The sequence below is a fragment of the Delftia tsuruhatensis NBRC 16741 genome (assembly GCF_001571325.1).
Taxonomy (GTDB): Bacteria; Pseudomonadota; Gammaproteobacteria; order Burkholderiales; family Burkholderiaceae_C; genus Comamonas; species Comamonas tsuruhatensis.
In genome coordinates, this window is record NZ_BCTO01000049.1 from 72,522 (window position 1) to 88,139 (window position 15,618).

Here is a 15,618-nt window from a genome sequence, read left to right on the forward strand (position 1 = left end):
CCTGAAGCAAGCGGGCCTGAAACAAGTGGCCGGGCGCACGTCCCGGCCTCGAAAAACAACCACCCGGCAGGGACAAAAACCTAGAGAACCAGAATCGCCCGGAAGTCATTCACGTTGGTATGCGTGGGCCCGGTCACCACCAGATCCCCCAGCGCATCAAAGAACCCATACGCATCATTGCGGTCCAGGTACTCGGCAATCCGCATGCCCTGGGCCTGGGCCCGCGCCAGGGTATCCGGTGACACGCGCGCTCCCGCGTTGTCTTCCACGCCATCGATGCCATCGGTATCGGCCGCCAGCGCCCAGACCTTGTCCTGCCCCTGCAGGGCCTGGGCCAGGCCCATGCAGAACTCGCCCGCGCGGCCGCCGCGCCCCTTGGGCGTGCCGGCCGGGCGCTGCCGGATGGTGACCGTGGTTTCGCCGCCGGACAGGATCACGCAGGGCTTTGCAAACGGCTGGCCGTGGCGGGACACGGCGCGCGCCAGGGCGGCGTGGACCTTGGCGACTTCGCGCGATTCGCCCTCGATCTCGTCGGACAGCACATGGGCGCGCAGGCCTGCGGCCTCGGCCACGCGTGCGGCCGCCTCCAGCGAGTGCTGGGGCGTGGCGATCATGTGGACCTCGTGGCCGTCGAAGCGCGCGTCGCCGGGCTTGGGGGTTTCCAGCTCGCCCGCCTCCAGCGCGCGGCGCACGGATTCAGGCACGTCGATGCGGTAGCGCGCGAGGATGGCCAGCGCGTCGGCGCAGCTACTGGCATCGGGCACGGTGGGGCCGCTGGCGATGATGGAGGGGTCGTCGCCCGGCACGTCGCTGATGGTCAGCGTGACCACGCGCGCGGGCGCGCAGGCCGCGCCAAGGCGCCCGCCCTTGATGCGCGACAGGTGCTTGCGCACGCAGTTCATCTCGCCGATGGCGGCGCCGCTTTCCAGCAGGGCGCGGTTGATGCGCTGCTTTTCCTCCAGGTCGATGCCTTCGGCCGGCAGGGTCAACAGGGCCGAGCCGCCGCCCGAGATCAGGCACAGCACGAGGTCGTCCTCGGTCAGCCCTTCGGTCAGCGCGAGGATGCGTTCGGCGGCGGCCAGGCCTGCCGCATCGGGCACGGGGTGGGCGGCCTCGACCACCTCGATGCGCTGCGCCAGCCCTTCGGGGCGCGGCGGGATGTGGCCGTAGCGTGTGACCACAAGGCCGGACAGCGGCGCGTCCGCTGGCCACAGCGCCTCCAGCGCCTGGGCCATGGAGCCGCCGGCCTTGCCCGCGCCCAGCACAACGGTGCGGCCCTTGGGAGGCTTTGGCAGGCATTGGGCCATGCTGTACAGGGGCTGCGCATCCTTGACCGCAGCGCGGTAGAGGTCGAGCAGAAAGGCTTGGGGATCGGTGAGGTGCAGGTCCGTGGTGCTGGTCATGGTGTGTTGTCTCCGCCGGGCATTATGGAATTTCCTGCGCCGGCGGTGGCATGCGGTCAAGTCACAACTGATTCGCCCGGCCTCGTTCCTCGTGCCAACTCAACTCAATCCAGGGCCACCTTGGCGTCCTTGACCAGCCTGGCGAAGCGGTCGGTGTCGTCGCGGATCTGGCGCGCCATCTGCTCGGGTGATCCGCCGATGGGCTCGGCGCCTATCTCCTCCATCTTCCGGCGGAACTGCGGGGACTCGATGATGCGGTTCATGTCCGCGCCCAGCCGCGCCAGTACCTCCCTGGGCGTGGTGGCCGGTGCCAGCACGCCGAACCAGGTGCCCATGTCGAAGCCCTTTAGGCCGGCCTCGTCCAGCGTGGGCACATCGGGGAGGGCCACCGAGCGCCGGGCCGTGGTCACGGCCAGCGCGCGCAGCTTGCCGGCCTTGATGTGGGGCAGCACAGGCGTGACGGTATCGAAGGACATGGCGATCTGCCCGCCCAGCAGGTCCGTGGTCAGCGGCCCGCTGCCCTTGTAGGGCACGTGCAGCAGCTGCACGCCGCCCATGGACTCAAACTGCGCGCCAATCAGGTGCTGGCCCGTGCCCGCGCCATTGGAGCCATAGGCCAGCTTGCCGGGCTGGGCCCGGGCCTGGGCCAGCAGCTCCTGCACGGTTTTGGCGGGCACCTGCGGATGGACCACCAGCACATTGGGGACCACGGCCACCACGGTGATGGGCGCCAGGTCCTTCTGGAAGTCATAGCCCAGCCTGCGGTAGACGCTGGTGGCAATGGTGTGGTGCACGGCGCCCATGAGCAGGGTGTAGCCGTCAGGTTTCGCCTTGGCCACATGGTCGGCGCCCAGGGTGGCGCCCGCGCCGGGGCGGTTTTCCACGACCACGGGCTGGCCCAGACTCTTGGACAGCTCCTGGCCCAGCGCACGCGCCAGCACATCGGTGGTGCCGCCTGCGGGAAACGGCACGATGAGGTTGACGGGGCGCGCCGGCCAGGCCTGGGCCCAGACAGCTGGGATGGTGGCAGGAATGGCGGCGGCCAGCGCGCACGCTGCGGCAACCCTGGTGATGCGGTTCATGGCTTGTCTCCTGTCTGTTCTTTTGTGGGTTATCGGACCATGCAGCGCGCGCTCAGGCAGGCACGGGCTCGGCCTGGGTCTCGGCGGTCTGCGCGCGCAGCCGTGCGCAGACCGCGTCGGTGACCTGCCGCGTGGTGGCCTTGCCGCCCAGGTCGCGCGTGTGCAGCGCGGCATCGGCGGTCACCTGCTCCACGGCCTGCATCAGGCGCTGCGCGGCGCGGTGCTCGCCCAGGTGCTCCAGCAGCATCACGCAGCTCCAGAAGGTACCCACGGGGTTGGCCAGGCCCTGGCCCATGATGTCGAAGGCCGATCCGTGGATAGGCTCGAACATGCTGGGGTAGCGGCGCTCCGGATCGATGTTGCCCGTGGGCGCAATGCCCAGGCTGCCGGCCAGCGCGGCCGCCAGGTCGCTGAGGATGTCGGCATGCAGGTTGGTGGCAACCAGGGTGTCCAGCGAGGCGGGGCGGTTGACCATGCGCGCCGTGGCTGCGTCCACCAGTTCCTTGTCCCAGCGCACGTCGGGAAACTCGGCGGCCACCTGCACCGCGATCTCGTCCCACATCACCATGGCGTGGCGCTGGGCGTTGGACTTGGTGATCACCGTCAGCAGCTTGCGCGGCCGCGACTGCGCCAGGCGGAAGGCGAAGCGCATGATGCGCTCCACGCCCGCGCGGGTCATCATGCTCACGTCGGTGGCCACCTCGATGGGATGGCCCTGGTGGGCGCGGCCGCCCACGCCCGCGTATTCGCCTTCGGAGTTCTCGCGCACGATGACCCAGTCCAGGTCCTCTCGCGCGCAGCGCTTGAGCGGCGCATCGATGCCGGGCAGGATGCGCGTGGGCCGCACATTGGCGTACTGATCGAACCCCTGGCAGATCTTCAGGCGCAGGCCCCACAGCGTGACATGGTCGGGAATGTGCGGGTCGCCGGCCGAGCCGAACAGGATGGCGTCCTGGCCGCGCAGCGCGTCCAGCCCGTCGGCCGGCATCATCTCGCCGTGCGCGCGGTACCAGTCGCCGCCCCAGCCGAAACTGGTGAAGGCAAAGCCCAGGCCGGGCTGGGTTTCGGCCAGCGCCTGCAGCACCTCCTGCCCTGCGGGCACCACTTCCTTGCCGATGCCATCGCCGGGAATGCAGGCGATGCGGTATGTCTTTGTCATGAGGGCTCCTTGGATTACGGTGGATGAAGCGCCATGCGGATCCATGGCCTTGTCCGTGAATCTATCGATGGAACAACGCCGCGCGCGCCTCTAGAGTGATGGCATCGTTCACTTTGATTCAACAATGAGCACTCCCGTCTCGGCGCCATCGGAGATGGCCTTCTTCTGCCTTCTGGCCCGCAGCGCCAGCCTGTCGGCCACGGCCCGCGAGCTGGGCATCACCACGCCGGCGGCCAGCAAGCGCCTGTCCCAGATGGAGGCGCGGCTGGGCGTGCAACTGGTCAGCCGCACGACGCGGCGCCTGGGCCTGACCGATGAGGGCCAGACCTACCTGGCCCATGCGCGGCGCATCCTGGACGACATTGCCGCCATGGAGCAGGCCGTGGCCGGCATGCCCGGGCAGCCGCAGGGCCTGCTGCGCATCAATGCCACGCTGGGATTCGGGCGCAGCCATATCGCGCCGCTGATCGCCAGCTTCGTGCGCAGGCACCCGCAGATCCAGGTGCAGCTGCAGCTGTCGGCCTCGCCGCCGCCCCTGGTCGATGACAGTTTCGACCTGTGCATACGCTTTGGCGAGCCGCCGGACGCGCGCGTCATCGCGCGGCGCCTGGCGCCCAACCGGCGGCTGCTGTGCGCGTCTGCCGCCTACCTGGCGCGGCGCGGCACGCCGGCCACCCCGCGCGAGCTGATGCAGCACGACTGCATCGACATCCGCCAGGGCGACGACGCCCACGGCGTCTGGCGCTTCACCCACAACGGCCCCGGCCGCAAGACCGAAGCCATCCGCCTGCGCGACAGCCTGAGCACCAACGATGGCGAGATCGCCGTGGGCTGGGCCCTGGCCGGCCTGGGCATCGTCATGCGGGCCGAATGGGATATCGCCCGCTACCTGCGCAGCGGCCGCCTGGTGCAGGTGCTGGCCGACCATGCCACGGCACCGGCCGACATCCATGTGGTCTATCCGCAGCGGCATGCGGCAACCCAGCGCGTGCAGCGCTTTGTGGAGCACCTGGCACGGCACTTCGATACGGCCGCGCCCGGTTTCTGAAAAGGGATGCCGTATGCGGGGAAACGCCAATAAGCAGTAGACAGAAACTGTATACAACTCTTGTGGCCAGCCGCTATGATGGCCGGATGGAGACTTCCACCACCAGTTTCATTGTCGAGAGCCTGACCCGGGCCATCGTCGAACACCGTCTTCTGCCCGGCACCAAGCTGGCCGAGCAGAAATTGGCAGACCATTTCGGCGTCTCGCGCACCCTGGTGCGCCAGGCGCTGTTCCAGCTGTCGCAAAACCGCCTGATCCGGCTCGAACCCGCGCGCGGGGCCTTCGTGGCCACGCCCTCGGTGGACGAGGCGCGCCAGGTCTTCGCCGTGCGCCGCATGCTCGAGGCCGAGATGGTGCGCGCCTTCATCGCCCAGAGCACGCCGGCCAAGATACGCGCGCTGCGGCAGCACGTGGCGGCCGAGAAAAAGGCCATGGACGGCAACGACGTCGGCCAGCGCACCGAGCTGCTGGGCGACTTCCACGTGCGCATGGCCGAACTCATGGGCAACGAGGTGCTGGCCCAGCTGCTGGGCGAGCTGATCTCGCGCTGCGCGCTGATCACGCTGATGTACCAGTCCAGCACGGCCGCCGAGCATTCCCATGACGAGCATGCCGAAATCGTCACGGCCCTGGCCGGCGGCGACGCCGACCATGCCGTGCAGCTCATGCAGCAGCACCTGGACCACGTGGAAGCCGGCCTGACCTTCGACCGCGACATGCCGACCAGCGATCTTTCGATGGCCCTTTCCTCCGTATCCGCATGACCTACGACGCCACTGCCCCCTATCCCCGCGACCTGATCGGCTACGGTCGCACGCCCCCCCACGCCCGCTGGCCCGGCCAGGCCCGCGTGGCCGTGCAGTTCGTCCTCAACTACGAAGAGGGCGGCGAGAACTGCGTGCTGCATGGCGATGCCGCCAGCGAGCAGTTCCTGTCCGAAATGTTCAATCCGGCCGCCTACCCCGAGCGCCACATGAGCATGGAAGGCATCTACGAGTACGGCTCGCGCGCCGGTGTCTGGCGCATCCTGCGCGAGTTCGAGAAGCGCGGCCTGCCGCTGACCGTGTTCGGCGTGGCCACGGCCCTGCAAAAGCACCGCGAGCTGGCCCAGGCCTTCGACGAGCTGGGCCATGAAGTGGCCTGCCACGGCCTCAAGTGGATCCACTACCAGAACATTCCCGCCGAGGTCGAGCGCGAGCACATGCGCCAGTGCATGGAGATCTTCGGCGAGCTGTATGGCCACGATGGCGACCACGGCCTGGGCTGGTACACGGGCCGCGACAGCCCCAACACCCACCGCCTGGTGGCCGACGACGGCCGCTTCGCCTATGACAGCGACTACTACGGCGACGACCTGCCCTTCTGGATGAAGGTCGGCAAGAGCGACGGCAGCACCCGCAGCCAGCTCATCGTGCCCTACACGCTGGACTGCAACGACATGCGCTTCGCCCTGCCCCAGGGCTACTCGCACGCCGACCCGTTCTTCCAATACCTGAAGGACACGTTCGACGCCCTCTACGCCGAGGGCGATCCGGCCGGCGATGACTCCCCCAAGATGATGAGCATTGGCATGCACTGCCGCCTGCTGGGCCGCCCCGGCCGCATCACGGCACTGCAGCGCTTTCTGGACCACATCCAGCGGCACGACAAGGTCTGGGTCTGCCGCCGCATCGACCTCGCGCGCCACTGGGCGCACCACCATCCCGACAAGGAATAACGCAGCATGGCTCTGACGCTGGAACAACTCAATGCCGCCGACCTGGCCACCGCCACCGGTCTGCTCGACGGCCTGTACGAACACTCGCCCTGGATTGCCGAGGCCGCGCTGGCCCGGCGCCCCTTCCGCTCGCTGGCACAGATCAAGTACGCCATGGCCCAGGTGCTGGACAAGGCGCCGGTGCAGGCCAAGCTCGACCTGATCCGCGCCCACCCGGAGCTGGCCGGCAAGGCCATGGAGACCAACACGCTCACGGCCGAATCCACCAACGAGCAGAACAAGGCCGGCCTGACCCGCTGCACGCCCGAGGAGCTGGAGCACATCCGCAAGCTCAACGCCGAGTACGGCAAGCGCTTCGGCTTTCCCTTCATCCTGGCCGTGCGCGGTCCGCGCGGCGCGGGCCTGGCCAAGGCCGAGATCATCGAGACCTTCGAGCGCCGCCTGCACAACCACCCCGACTTCGAGCTGGGCGAGGCGCTGCGCAACATCCACCGCATTGCCGAGATCCGCCTGAACGACAAGTTCGGCTACACGCCCGAGCTGGGTAACGATGTCTGGGACTGGCAGGAAAAGCTGGCCCAGCACAGCGACCCCGGCTATGCCGAAAAGGGCCAGCTCACCGTCACCTACCTCACCGACGCCCACCGCGCCTGCGCCCAGCGCATCAGCCACTGGATGCGCGACTGCGGCTTCGACGAGGTAGAGATCGACGCCGTGGGCAACGTCGTGGGCCGCTACAAGGCGGCCACCGACGATGCCAAGACCCTGCTGACCGGCAGCCACTACGACACCGTGCGCAACGGCGGCAAGTACGACGGCCGCCTGGGCATCTTCGTGCCCATGGCCTGCGTGCGCGAGCTGCACCGCCAGGGCAGGCGCCTGCCGTTCCACATCGAGGTCGTGGGCTTTGCGGAAGAGGAGGGCCAGCGCTACAAGGCCACCTTCCTGGGCTCGGGCGCGCTGATCGGCGACTTCAGGCAGGAATGGCTGGAGCAAAAGGACGCCGACGGCATCACCCTGCGCGAGGCCATGCAGCATGCCGGCCTGTGCATTGACGACATCCCGAAGCTGCAGCGCGATCCGGCCCGCTACCTGGGCTTCATCGAGGTGCACATCGAACAGGGCCCGGTGCTCAACGAGCTGGACATCCCGCTGGGCATCGTCACCTCCATCAACGGCAGCGCGCGCTACATCTGCGAGATGATCGGCATGGCCAGCCACGCCGGCACCACGCCCATGGACCGCCGCCGCGATGCCGCCTGCGGCGTGGCCGAGCTGGCGCTGTACATCGAAAAGCGCGCCGCGCGCGACGGCACCTCGGTGGCCACCATGGGCCAGCTCAATGTGCCCAGCGGCTCGGTCAACGTGGTTCCCGGCCGCTGCCAGTTCAGCCTGGACCTGCGCGCGCCCACCAACGAGCAGCGCGACGCCATGGTGGCCGACATCCTGGCCGAGATCGAGGCCATCGCCCAGCGCCGTGGCCTGCGCTACAGCACCGAGCTGGCCATGAAGGCCGCCGCCGCTCCCAGCGCCCCCGAATGGCAGCAGCGCTGGGAAGCCGCCGTGGACGCCCTGGGCGTGCCCCTGTACCGCATGCCCAGCGGCGCCGGCCACGACGCCATGAAGCTGCATGAAATCATGCCCCAGGCCATGCTGTTCGTACGCGGCCTGAACGCCGGCATCAGCCACAACCCGCTGGAAAGCTCCACCGCCGACGACATGCAACTGTCCGTCGATGCCTTCTCCCACGTACTGAACCAACTGGCCCAAGAGCAGCAATGACCAACATGAACCAAGACAAGCAAGCCACCTACGCCGCCCTGGACGCCTGGATCGACCAGCATTTCGATGAAGAGGTGCAATTCCTGCAGGCCCTGGTCCAGGTTCCGACCGACACCCCGCCCGGCAACAACGCACCCCACGCCGAGCGCACGGCCGAGCTGCTCAAGACCCTGGGCTACGAGGCCGAGAAGCACACCGTGCCCGAGGCCGAGGTCAAGGCCTACGGCATGGAATCCATCACCAACCTGATCGTGCGCCGCCCCTACGGCAGCGCAGGTGACGCCGGCGGCGGCCTGACCATCGCGCTGAACGCCCACGGCGACGTGGTGCCGCCCGGTGAAGGCTGGACCCAGGACCCCTATGGCGCCGCCATCGAGGACGGCAAGCTCTACGGCCGCGCCGCCGCCGTGAGCAAGAGCGACTTCGCCACCTTCACCTACGCCGTGCGTGCGCTCGAAGCCGTGGCCAAGCCCTCCAAGGGCGCGGTGGAACTGCACTTCACCTATGACGAGGAATTCGGCGGCATCCTGGGCCCCGGCTGGCTGCTGGCCAACAACCTCACCCAACCCGACCTGATGGTCGCGGCCGGCTTCAGCTACGAAGTCGTCACCGCCCACAACGGCTGCCTGCAGATGGAAGTGACCGTGCAGGGCAAGATGGCGCACGCCGCCGTGCCCCACACGGGCGTGGACGCGCTGCAGGCCGCCGTGGCGCTGATGAACGCGCTGTACGCCGAGAACACCAAGTACCAGCAGGTGACCTCCAAGGTGCCGGGCATCAAGCACCCCTACCTGAACATCGGCCGCATCGAAGGCGGCACCAACACCAACGTGGTGCCCGGCAAGGTCGTGCTCAAGATCGACCGCCGCATGATCCCCGAGGAGAACCCCGCCGAGGTCGAGGCCAGCATCCGCGCCGTCATTGCCCAGGCCATTGCCGACTTCAACGCCAAGGGCGGCTACACGGGCGAGGATGCCGTGCGCGTGGACATCAAGCGCCTGCTGCTGGCCAATGCCATGACGCCGCTGGCCGGCAACAAGCCCCTGGTGGACGCCATCCAGGCCCATGGCGAAGCCGTCTTCGGCGAAAAGCCCCCGGCCGTGGGCACGCCGCTGTACACCGACGTGCGCCTGTACGTGGAGCGCGGCATTCCCGGCGTGATCTACGGCGCCGGCCCGCGCACCGTGCTGGAGTCCCATGCCAAGCGCGCCGACGAGCGCCTGGTGCTGGAGGACCTGCGCCGCGCCACCAAGGTCATCGCGCGCATGCTGTGCGACCTGACGGCCTGACCGCCTGACGGCCCGCATCAAGGCCTGACCCCCAAGCCCGGCGCCGCCGGGCTTTTTTGCGTCCGGGCACCGCATCGGGGCGCGTGCACCTCCGCAGCCCATGCCGTGCACCCGAGCCGCGCCCGAACCTCGCCCGAGCCGCACCACAGCGGCCGCCAGGCACCAGCACGGTGCCTGGCGCTTGCCTGGCGCTTGCCTGGCGGCTGGCATCCATCTTGCAATGCACCATGGCACTCCCGCCCTGGCAGGCGATGCGCACCAAAACGGGTTGGCGCGACTGCCGCAACAGGGTTTACCGGGAGCAGAAATTTCCCATGATCTGTATACACTTTTTGTATGGATGTTGGTGCCAAACCCTGTCACGCCGGCGTCCGTTCCCATAAATCCCGAGGAGACAAATCCCCATGCAATCTTCCGTTCATCCCGTCGATGAGATGCTGCCCGCAGGCAAGCTCACGGCGCTGGGCCTGCAGCACGTTCTCGTGATGTATGCGGGCGCCGTGGCCGTGCCCCTGATCGTCGGCCGCGCACTCAACCTGCCGCCCGAGCAGGTGGCCCACCTGATCTCGGCCGACCTGTTTTGCTGCGGCCTGATCACGCTGATCCAGGCCATGGGCGCGACCCAGTGGTTCGGCATCAAGCTGCCCGTGATGATGGGCGTGACCTTCGCCAGCGTGGCGCCCATGGTGTCCATGGCGCAGACCACGGGCGGCTCGGCGGGCGCGGGGCTGATCTTCGGCTCGGTGATCGGGGCGGGGATCGTGTCCATCCTCATCGCCCCGCTGATCAGCCGCATGCTGCGCTTTTTCCCGCCCGTGGTGACCGGCACCATCATTGCCGTCATCGGCATCAGCCTGATGCGCGTGGGCGTGAACTGGATCTTCGGCAACCCCGTCGGCCCCACCGCGCCCAGCGTGCCCAACCCCGAGCACCTGAAATGGCTGGCCGACGCCCAGGCCACGGCCGGCGCGCCGGGCTCCTCGCTGCCGCCCGTGCCCAAGGGATTCGCGGTCGTGCCCACCATTCCCAACCCCAAGTACGGCGACCTGACCGGCGTGGGCATCTCGGCCATCGTGCTGTTGTCCATCCTGCTGATCGCGCGCTTTGCCAAGGGCTTCCTGGCCAACGTCTCGGTGCTCATGGGCATCCTGATCGGCGGCGTGCTGTCCGTGGCCATGGGCCTGATGGACTTCAGCAAGGTCGCCAAGGCCGAATGGTTCACGATGGTGCTGCCCTTCGAAATCGCCACGCCGGTGTTCGACCCCATCCTCATCCTGACCATGAGCCTGGTGATGGTGGTGGTGATGATCGAGTCCACCGGCATGTTCCTGGCCCTGGGCGACATGACCGATCGCAAGATCAGCCAGGACGAGCTGACCCGCGGCCTGCGCACCGACGGCCTGGGCACGCTGATCGGCGGCATCTTCAACACCTTCCCCTACACCAGCTTCTCGCAGAACGTGGGCCTGGTCGCCGTCACCGGCGTCAAGAGCCGCTGGGTCTGCGTGGCCGGCGGCGTGATCCTGATCGTGCTGGGCGTGCTGCCCAAGATGGGCGCCCTGGTCGAGTCCCTGCCCACCGTGGTGCTGGGCGGCGCGGGCCTGGTGATGTTTGGCATGGTGGCCTCCACCGGCATCCGCATCCTGAGCAACGTGGATTTCCAGACCAACCGCAACAACGCCATGATCGTCGCCGTGTCCATCGGCGTGGGCATGATTCCGCTGGTGGCGCCGAATTTCCGCCAATGGATGCCCCACGGCATTCATCCGTTGATCGAATCCGGTATCCTGCTGGCCTCGATTACCGCGGTGGCATTGAACATTTTCTTCAACGGAGCCAGCAGCGACACCTCTGCTGCCGTCCGGGCCGCACGCCAGGCAGACGCCCACTGATGAAACAGTGCCCGCCCTGGCGGGCACGCCCAACAACCGCCCGGCCTACCCGCCGGGCCGTGCGCCCCCTGCCGTCCATAGGCGCCAGGGGGCTTGTTGTCGAAATCCCTGAGGCAAAACTGTCCTGACCCTCATAGGCTGTAGCTATCCGGTAAGCTCCGAGAGCATTTGCAGAGAATTCCTGTATGACCCAAAACCTGTCCAACGCCGAACAAGCCCTGCGCGACGCAGCCCGCGAATACCATCGCAGCCCCAACAAGGGCAAGATCTCCGTCACGCCCACCAAGCCCTTGTCCAACCAGCGCGACCTGTCGCTGGCCTATTCGCCCGGCGTGGCCTACCCCTGCCTGGACATCCAGGCCGACCCCTCGCTGGCCGCCGAATACACGGCGCGCGGCAACCTGGTCGGCGTCATCACCAACGGCACGGCCGTGCTGGGCCTGGGTGACATCGGCCCGCTGGCCGGCAAGCCGGTGATGGAAGGCAAGGGCTGTCTGTTCAAGAAGTTCGCCGGCGTCGACGTGTTCGACATCGAACTGGCCGAGCGCGATCCGGACAAGCTGATCGAGATCATCGCCTCGCTCGAACCCACGCTGGGCGGCATCAACCTCGAGGACATCAAGGCGCCCGAGTGCTTCTACATCGAGCAGGAGCTGTCCAAGCGCATGAACATCCCCGTGTTCCATGACGACCAGCACGGCACGGCCATCATCTCCAGCGCCGCCCTGCTCAACGGGCTGGAGCTGGTGGACAAGCAGATCGGCAACGTCAAGATCGCCGTCTCCGGTGCCGGCGCTGCTGCCATCGCCTGCGTGAACGTGATGGTGGGCCTGGGCGTCAAGCGCGAAAACGTCTTCATGTGCGACTCCAAGGGCGTGATCTACGAAGGCCGCCCCGGTGGCCTGGACGCCTCCAAGGCCCAGTACGCGCAAAAGACGGACGCCCGCACCCTGGCCGATGCCGTCAAGGATGCCGACGTCTTCCTGGGCTGCTCGGCTCCCGGCGTGCTCACTGCCGACATGGTCAAGACCATGGCCGACAAGCCCATCATCCTGGCCCTGGCCAACCCCGAACCCGAGATCCGCCCTGAGCTGGCCAAGGCCGTGCGCCCGGACTGCATCATGGCCACGGGCCGTTCTGACTACCCCAACCAGGTCAACAACGTCCTGTGCTTCCCCTACATCTTCCGTGGCGCGCTGGACTGCGGCGCCACCAAGATCACCGAAGCCATGAAGCTGGCCTGCGTGCGCGAAATCGCCGCACTGGCCAAGCAGGACGTCAGCGATGAAGTCGCCGCCGCCTACCAGGGCAAGGAGCTGAAGTTCGGCCCCGACTACCTGATCCCCACGCCCTTCGACACCCGCCTGATCCTGCGCATCGCGCCGGCCGTGGCCAAGGCCGCCGAAGAGTCCGGCGTCGCCACCCGCCCCATCGCCGACTACGACGCCTACCGCGAGAGCCTGACCCGCTTCGTCTACCAGACCAGCATGTTCATGCGTCCGGTGTTCGCCGCTGCCAAGGCCAACCAGCAACGCGTGGCCTATGCCGAAGGCGAAGACGAGCGCGTGCTGCGCGCCGCCCAGGTCGCCGTCGATGACGGCCTGGCCAAGCCCATCCTGATCGGCCGCCCCGCCGTGATCGAGGCCCGCATCGCCAAGGCCGGCCTGCGCCTGGTGCTGGGCAAGGACGTGGAGATCTGCAACCCCGAGGACGATCCGCGCTTCCGCCAGTACTGGGAAACCTACCACCGCCTGATGGGCCGCAACGGCGTCACGCCCGAGACCGCCAAGGCCGCCGTGCGCCGCTCCAACACGCTGATCGCCGCGCTCATGGTCCACCTGGGCGATGCCGACGCCATGCTCTGCGGCCTGGTCGGCAAGTTCGACAGCCACCTGGCCCATGTGCGCGACGTGCTCGGCCTCAAGCAAGGCGCTGGCGAGTTCGCCACCGTCAACGCCGTGATGCTGGACAGCGGCACGCTGTTCATCGCCGACACCTACATCAACGAGGCGCCCAACGCCACCGAGCTGGCCGACATCGCCCGCCTGGCGGCCGAGGAAGTGGCCCGCTTCGGCCTGCCGCCCAAGGTGGCCTTCCTGTCGCACAGCAACTACGGCTCGTCCAGCCGCCCCTCGGCGCTGAAGATGCGCGCCGCGCGCGACCTGTTCGCCGCCGCCAACCCCGACGTGGAATGCGATGGCGAAATGCACGGCGACTCCGCCCTGTCCGAAGCCATCCGCGACCGCGCCCTGCTCGAGTCCTCGCTGCACGGCGAGGCCAACGTGCTGATCTGCCCCAACCTCGACGCCGCGAACATCCTGTTCAACGTGCTCAAGACCACGGGCGGCCACGGCACGACCATCGGCCCCATCCTGCTGGGCGGCGCTGCAGCAGCCCACGTGCTGACCCCCTCCGCCACCGTGCGCCGCGTGGTCAACATGACGGCCCTGGCCGCAGCCCAGGCCATCGCTGCCCGCGGCTGATCCGCTGCGCCCCCCGAAAGGCGCCCCTGCGAAGGGGCGCCTTTTTGATTGCGGGTCGTGCATCGGCACGCATCCCTCGGGACCCACGCAAGCCCGGCTAGAATACGGAGCTTCGGAGACTTGGGTGAGCGGTTTAAACCAGCAGTCTTGAAAACTGCCGACGGGCAACCGTCCGTGAGTTCGAATCTCACAGTCTCCGCCAGTCAACAGCAGGAAACGCCGCCAGCATGGTTTTGAAGCCATCGGCGGCTTTTTTTTCGTCCTCGTTTTCTGACTGCTCTAGATCCTCGACCATGGATGCCATGAAAGCATGTGCAGGGTCCTCGCCCAAGATTGCACGGAGCTTTCCTCTTACACGCCAGTTGACGTGGCGTTTCCCCTGCTTCATCTGAGTGATGTTGCTCTTGGGCATCCCAAGTAGCTCCGCAAGCCTCACTTGGTTGCCAGCCACGGCTGCAGCCTTGTCGATCAGCAAATTTATTTCTTCTTGGGTTGCCATTTTGCTTACTCCAATCTATGATGCAGTTACCAAATTGCTTACTGTACCAATTTGGTAATTCTTGCACATGAGCCTGCTACGCGCCCCCCTGGGGGCTACAGCCAGAAGCAGCGCAGCGGCCCTTGTGTGACCAGGCAAGCGAACTGCACCCCAAGTCTGAACAAGGCGTTCCCAGGGGTGGCGGCTTAGGCCGTTGGCGTCATGCGCATGCGCATGTGAAAGAGCCCACGTTTCAAGGTTTGCGCCTGGTGTGTCGTCAGCAACAGGAGCCGCCAGCATGCCTTCTAGATCTTCTTTACGTCCTCCGCCTGGTCAGCAAGACCAGGGCGCGTGCCTGGCGGCTCCCGCCACGGTCGGCCAGGTGGGGGGCACCCGTTCAAGGCTCTACCTTGATCCGGGGTATGGATTTGTGGCGTCGTTCTTCTCGTCTGCGTGCGCTTTCTTCAGCTGGGATGCCTATGACCTTTTCTCGGAGATCGTCAAGGGCTCGTTGGCCGCTTCGGTTGATCGCTTCATTGCTCATGCGCTTTTTCCCGCTCAGGCTATGGGCTCCTTCTGTCGGGAGCACGTCGACGACTGTTGCTCCTTTGCATGGCTCGTCGCTATACGCGTTTCCGCATTTGTAGATGGTTTCGGCGTCGGTGGCCGTGCCGGTGCATATGAGTGCGGCCAGTGCAATTCTCTGCAGCATTTCGTTGCTCCTTATTCCCATATGGGGAGTGTTGCATGACTGCTCACTCTTCCTGCTTTACGCATGCCCCCGGCCAAGCCCTCGCGGGCAGTTCCGGGTTAGCTGTCCCGGCGCAATCCGTGGGGCATGCACCGTGACAGCCCTGCACGCTTCCTCGCGTGCGGGAAAGCGTAGAGCGCTGTTGCTCGCATAGCCCGAACTGCGCGGGATTTCATTACGCAGTCTGTCAAGGAAACACCATGTCTACACCCCTGCCCGCATTCATCAAGGTCCTGGTCGTGCAAGAAATCCGCAAGGGCACCGGCAAGAACGGCAAGCCCTACGAATTTCAAGAGGTCGATTGCCTCACGCTCGATGCTGATGGCGTCGAACTGCAAGTCGGCGTCACACCCGTGCCTGCCCCTCTTGTCGGCAAGATCACTCGGGGCCTGTATGCCCCCGTCTACGGCATGCGCGTTGACTTCCAGTCTCGCAAGATCATGCCCGCCATCGTTGACTTCACGCCCGTGCCGTCGCTGGCTCCTGTGGGCCGTGCTGCACCTGCTGTCGCAGCGCCTGGGCTGCTGCCGGTTT

13 protein-coding genes and 1 tRNA gene are annotated in these 15,618 nt (G+C 67.0%); 9 read left to right on the plus strand and 5 right to left on the minus strand.

Features of this window, described 5'->3' with window-relative positions; all coding sequences use genetic code 11:
• Positions 1-80 precede the first annotated feature (80 nt).
• The 3 genes from DTS01S_RS22795 to DTS01S_RS22805 form a co-directional block, all read right to left on the minus strand.
• A complete protein-coding gene (locus DTS01S_RS22795) occupies positions 81-1,403 on the minus strand; it encodes a glycerate kinase type-2 family protein (protein ID WP_047325887.1) in 1,323 nt (440 codons plus the stop codon).
• A 104-nt stretch (positions 1,404-1,507) separates the two neighbouring features.
• Complete coding sequence (locus DTS01S_RS22800) at positions 1,508-2,485, minus strand: tripartite tricarboxylate transporter substrate binding protein (protein WP_061288953.1); 978 nt, start codon at positions 2,483-2,485, stop codon at positions 1,508-1,510.
• 52 nt (positions 2,486-2,537) lie between these two features.
• Positions 2,538-3,644, minus strand: coding sequence for a tartrate dehydrogenase (locus DTS01S_RS22805; protein ID WP_061288956.1), 1,107 nt, complete (start codon positions 3,642-3,644; stop codon positions 2,538-2,540).
• A gap of 124 nt (positions 3,645-3,768) precedes the next feature.
• Here DTS01S_RS22805 and DTS01S_RS22810 point away from each other — a divergent pair, with 124 nt between their 5' ends.
• The 8 genes from DTS01S_RS22810 to DTS01S_RS22845 all read left to right on the plus strand — a co-directional run bounded on the left by DTS01S_RS22810 (position 3,769) and on the right by DTS01S_RS22845 (position 14,057).
• Positions 3,769-4,692 carry a LysR family transcriptional regulator gene (locus DTS01S_RS22810; protein ID WP_016449787.1) on the plus strand — a complete coding sequence of 308 codons (924 nt, stop codon included), beginning with the start codon at positions 3,769-3,771 and terminating at the stop codon, positions 4,690-4,692.
• 86 nt (positions 4,693-4,778) lie between these two features.
• Positions 4,779-5,456 carry a GntR family transcriptional regulator gene (locus tag DTS01S_RS22815; RefSeq protein WP_012204034.1) on the plus strand — a complete coding sequence of 226 codons (678 nt, stop codon included), beginning with the start codon at positions 4,779-4,781 and terminating at the stop codon, positions 5,454-5,456.
• The gene (gene puuE / locus DTS01S_RS22820) at positions 5,453-6,409 is read left to right on the plus strand and encodes an allantoinase PuuE (RefSeq protein ID WP_047217824.1); all 957 of its coding nucleotides are present in this window, start codon (positions 5,453-5,455) and stop codon (positions 6,407-6,409) included. Before DTS01S_RS22815 ends, puuE begins: the two co-directional genes overlap by 4 nt.
• A 6-nt stretch (positions 6,410-6,415) precedes the next feature.
• A complete protein-coding gene (gene uraD / locus DTS01S_RS22825; protein WP_061288959.1) occupies positions 6,416-8,191 on the plus strand; it encodes a 2-oxo-4-hydroxy-4-carboxy-5-ureidoimidazoline decarboxylase in 1,776 nt (591 codons plus the stop codon).
• Positions 8,188-9,480: a M20 family metallopeptidase gene (locus DTS01S_RS22830; protein WP_061288962.1), complete on the plus strand. Its 1,293-nt coding sequence runs from the start codon at positions 8,188-8,190 to the stop codon at positions 9,478-9,480. The genes uraD and DTS01S_RS22830 overlap by 4 nt, the downstream gene beginning before the upstream one ends.
• A 404-nt stretch (positions 9,481-9,884) precedes the next feature.
• On the plus strand, positions 9,885-11,372 hold the full coding sequence (locus tag DTS01S_RS22835) for a nucleobase:cation symporter-2 family protein (RefSeq protein ID WP_016449790.1): 1,488 nt from the start codon (positions 9,885-9,887) through the stop codon (positions 11,370-11,372).
• Positions 11,373-11,557: 185 nt separating this feature from the next.
• Positions 11,558-13,855, plus strand: coding sequence for an NADP-dependent malic enzyme (locus tag DTS01S_RS22840; RefSeq protein WP_012204029.1), 2,298 nt, complete (start codon positions 11,558-11,560; stop codon positions 13,853-13,855).
• Positions 13,856-13,969: 114 nt separating this feature from the next.
• Positions 13,970-14,057: transfer RNA gene (locus DTS01S_RS22845), tRNA-Ser, on the plus strand.
• Here the strand turns inward: DTS01S_RS22845 and DTS01S_RS22850 are convergent.
• Both DTS01S_RS22850 and DTS01S_RS30660 read right to left on the minus strand, forming a co-directional pair.
• Positions 14,043-14,354 carry a hypothetical protein gene (locus DTS01S_RS22850; RefSeq protein WP_017406391.1) on the minus strand — a complete coding sequence of 104 codons (312 nt, stop codon included), beginning with the start codon at positions 14,352-14,354 and terminating at the stop codon, positions 14,043-14,045. The two genes, DTS01S_RS22845 and DTS01S_RS22850, sit on opposite strands and share 15 nt — an antisense overlap.
• 376 nt (positions 14,355-14,730) lie before the next feature.
• Positions 14,731-15,045 (minus strand): hypothetical protein, encoded by a 315-nt coding sequence (locus tag DTS01S_RS30660; RefSeq protein ID WP_139223849.1) that lies wholly within the window; start codon positions 15,043-15,045, stop codon positions 14,731-14,733.
• 239 nt (positions 15,046-15,284) lie between these two features.
• Between DTS01S_RS30660 and DTS01S_RS22855 the strand changes: the two genes are divergently transcribed.
• The coding region (locus DTS01S_RS22855; RefSeq protein ID WP_156493785.1) for a hypothetical protein at positions 15,285-15,618 on the plus strand (334 nt) is incomplete at its 3' end.

Excerpts from the sequence above, each read along its gene's own strand:
- DTS01S_RS22835 (WP_016449790.1), top strand. The coding sequence starts at position 9,885 with ATGCAATCTTCCGTTCATCCCGTCGATGAGATGCTGCCCGCAGGCAAG.
- DTS01S_RS22810 (WP_016449787.1), top strand. The coding sequence starts at position 3,769 with ATGAGCACTCCCGTCTCGGCGCCATCGGAGATGGCCTTCTTCTGCCTT.
- DTS01S_RS22840 (WP_012204029.1), top strand. The coding sequence starts at position 11,558 with ATGACCCAAAACCTGTCCAACGCCGAACAAGCCCTGCGCGACGCAGCC.
- uraD (WP_061288959.1), top strand. The coding sequence starts at position 6,416 with ATGGCTCTGACGCTGGAACAACTCAATGCCGCCGACCTGGCCACCGCC.
- DTS01S_RS30660 (WP_139223849.1), bottom strand. The coding sequence starts at position 15,045 with ATGCTGCAGAGAATTGCACTGGCCGCACTCATATGCACCGGCACGGCC.
- DTS01S_RS22795 (WP_047325887.1), bottom strand. The coding sequence starts at position 1,403 with ATGACCAGCACCACGGACCTGCACCTCACCGATCCCCAAGCCTTTCTG.
- DTS01S_RS22805 (WP_061288956.1), bottom strand. The coding sequence starts at position 3,644 with ATGACAAAGACATACCGCATCGCCTGCATTCCCGGCGATGGCATCGGC.
- DTS01S_RS22815 (WP_012204034.1), top strand. The coding sequence starts at position 4,779 with ATGGAGACTTCCACCACCAGTTTCATTGTCGAGAGCCTGACCCGGGCC.
- DTS01S_RS22850 (WP_017406391.1), bottom strand. The coding sequence starts at position 14,354 with ATGGCAACCCAAGAAGAAATAAATTTGCTGATCGACAAGGCTGCAGCC.
- DTS01S_RS22830 (WP_061288962.1), top strand. The coding sequence starts at position 8,188 with ATGACCAACATGAACCAAGACAAGCAAGCCACCTACGCCGCCCTGGAC.
- DTS01S_RS22800 (WP_061288953.1), bottom strand. The coding sequence starts at position 2,485 with ATGAACCGCATCACCAGGGTTGCCGCAGCGTGCGCGCTGGCCGCCGCC.
- puuE (WP_047217824.1), top strand. The coding sequence starts at position 5,453 with ATGACCTACGACGCCACTGCCCCCTATCCCCGCGACCTGATCGGCTAC.